Raw genomic sequence first — 2,628 nt, 5'->3', positions numbered from 1 at the left:
GGGTACGTTCTGGGATACATTTATCGTATGCTCGATTACCGGACTGGCTATTTTGACTTCCGGCGTGATGAATCAGGCGATTGTCAACGGTGAAGTTGTTTTGACAGGTGCCAACTTGACAATTGCAGCATTTGAGACAACTATTGGACCGGTCGGCGCATGGTTGGTCGCAGCATCGCTTGCTCTGTTTGCCTTTTCTACCATTCTTGGCTGGGAATATTACGGCGAAAAAGCACTGGAATATTTGACTTCTTCTACGAAGATGACAATGATTTATCGCGTTCTGTTTTCCGTTGTTGCCTTTCTCGGGTGCATCACCGCATTTGATCTGGCATGGAACATTTCAGATGTCTTAAATGCTCTGATGATTATCCCGAATGCCATTTGTATGTGGCTGCTCATTGGACCGCTTGTGAAGGATATGGAAGTTTTTCAGAAGGAAAAGATTGCATCCAAGCAGGCAAAAAACACCCAGAAGCGCAGAACAAAGGCAGTTCATGCGATAGAAAAATTATAATTTCGTCAAAATAATCTTTATTTTATATTTTCGCTCTGATTCAGAAAGGATGATTGCATCATGGAATTGAAAACTCCACTCTATGACACGCATGTTGCCGCAGGCGGCAAGATTGTACCGTTTGCAGGATACCTGCTTCCGGTCGAATATGGCACGGGAATTTTGAAGGAACACATGGCAGTTCGCACGGCCTGCGGTCTGTTCGATGTTTCCCATATGGGAGAAATCGTTCTAAAGGGTTCCGGTGCACTGGCAAGCATCAATCATCTTATGACCAATGATTATACGAGCCTGCAAATCGGCCGTGTTCGCTATTCTACTATGTGCAATGAAAACGGCGGCGTGGTTGATGATCTGATTATTTACCGCACAGGAGAGGATCAATATCTGATCGTTGTCAATGCGGCAAACTGCGAAAAGGACGATGCGCACATTCGTGCGAATCTGCTGCCAAATACCGAAATGGAAAATATCTCGAAGCAGATAGCACAGCTTGCTTTGCAGGGACAAAAGTCCACGGAAATCTTGAAAAAACTTGTGGCAGAAGAAAAGATTCCTGTGAAGTACTATTCCTTTACACCGGATGTTTTTGTTGATGAAATCCCGTGTCTGCTCTCTCAAACCGGATATACTGGCGAACTTGGCTATGAATTGTATTGTCCGGCTGAACAAGCGGCAAAGCTGTGGAATATCCTGATGGAAGCTGGAAAAGAATATGGCTTAATTCCATGCGGACTGGGTGCACGAGATACCCTTCGTCTGGAGGCCGCTATGCCGCTGTATGGTCACGAAATGGACGATACCGTCACACCGCTGGAAACCGATCTGAAGTTCTGTGTCAAGATGAACAAGCCGGAATTTATCGGCAAGGCAGCAATGGAACGACTGGGAACACCGGCGCGAATGCGCATCGGTTTGAAGGCAACCGGCCGCGGCATCATTCGAGAGCATCAAGACGTTTATATGGGAGAAAAGAAAATCGGCGTAACGACATCCGGCACGTTCTGTGCCTACCTTAACGGCTCTTATGCGATGGCGTTGGTGGAAAACGGATCGGTACAGATCGGTGACACGGTAGAGGTTTTGGTGCGCAAGAGAAGAGTTGCAGCTGAAGTTGTTGCACTGCCGTTTTACAAGCATTCTTAAAAAATTTTTATACGGAGGAACAAAAAAATGACTACACCGAAGGAATTGAAGTACAGCAAGACACATGAATGGGTAAAGGAACTGGACGGCGGACTGGTAGAAATCGGTCTGACTGATTTTGCACAGGATGCACTGGGCAGTTTGGTGTTTGTTAATCTGCCGGAGGTCGGCGATGACGTAACGATGGGCGAAGCACTGGGTGATGTAGAGTCTGTCAAGGCAGTATCCGATGTGTATTGTCCGGTCAGCGGAACCGTAGCAGAGATCAATGAAGAACTGCTCGATGCACCGGAAAAGATCAACGAAGCACCATATGAAGCATGGCTGATTCGTGTAGAAGATGTCACAGAAACCGAGGAGCTGTTAGACGCTGCCGATTACGAAGCTGTTTGCGCTGAGGAGGGTTAATCATGGGAAGTTATGTCCCGAATACCATAGAGCAGCGCAAGGAAATGCTGCAAGAGATGGGACTTTCCTCTGTCGAACCACTGTTTGCAGCGATTCCGAAAGATATGCGTGTGTCTGAGCTGCATTTGGAACGTGGAAAGAGCGAGCTGGAAGTCCGCGAAATCATGGAAGGTTTTGCACAGAAGAATACGAAATATTCATCTATTTTTCGCGGTGCAGGAAGCTATCATCACTACATTCCGTCGATTGTCAAGACGGTTACCTCACGAGAAGAATTCGTCACGGCATATACCCCATATCAGGCGGAGATCAGCCAAGGTCTGTTGCAGTCGATTTTTGAGTACCAGACCATGATCTGTGAACTGACCGGCATGGATGTTTCCAATGCATCGGTATATGACGGTGCCGTGGCTGCCGCCGAAGCGGTGATGATGTGTCAGGATCGCAAGCACCGCGGAGTTGTTGTGTCCGGCGCGGTACATCCGCAAGTGCAGGAAGTCGTCAAGACCTACTGCGCAAGCCGCAGCATTCCGGTTGTTGTGGTTCCGGCCAAAAAT

General features: G+C 47.7%; 3 protein-coding genes and 1 pseudogene. All 4 read left to right on the top strand.

Annotation, left to right across the window (positions count from 1 at the left end):
* Positions 1-517, top strand: a 517-nt coding sequence (locus ACR0P9_RS10620; protein WP_432619960.1) for an alanine:cation symporter family protein, incomplete at its 5' end; no start/stop codon positions are given.
* A gap of 60 nt (positions 518-577) precedes the next feature.
* The gene (gene gcvT, locus ACR0P9_RS10615; RefSeq protein WP_432619958.1) at positions 578-1,663 is read left to right on the top strand and encodes a glycine cleavage system aminomethyltransferase GcvT; all 1,086 of its coding nucleotides are present in this window, start codon (positions 578-580) and stop codon (positions 1,661-1,663) included.
* A 27-nt stretch (positions 1,664-1,690) separates the two neighbouring features.
* Positions 1,691-2,071, top strand: coding sequence for a glycine cleavage system protein GcvH (gene gcvH / locus ACR0P9_RS10610; protein WP_432619956.1), 381 nt, complete (start codon positions 1,691-1,693; stop codon positions 2,069-2,071).
* Positions 2,072-2,073: 2 nt separating this feature from the next.
* Positions 2,074-2,628 (top strand): annotated as a pseudogene (locus tag ACR0P9_RS10605) (aminomethyl-transferring glycine dehydrogenase subunit GcvPA); the annotation flags it as partial.

The organism is Butyricicoccus sp. (assembly GCF_050872565.1).
GTDB lineage: Bacteria > Bacillota > Clostridia > Oscillospirales > Butyricicoccaceae > Butyricicoccus_A.
This window is presented reverse-complemented; position numbering and strand designations above follow the sequence as displayed.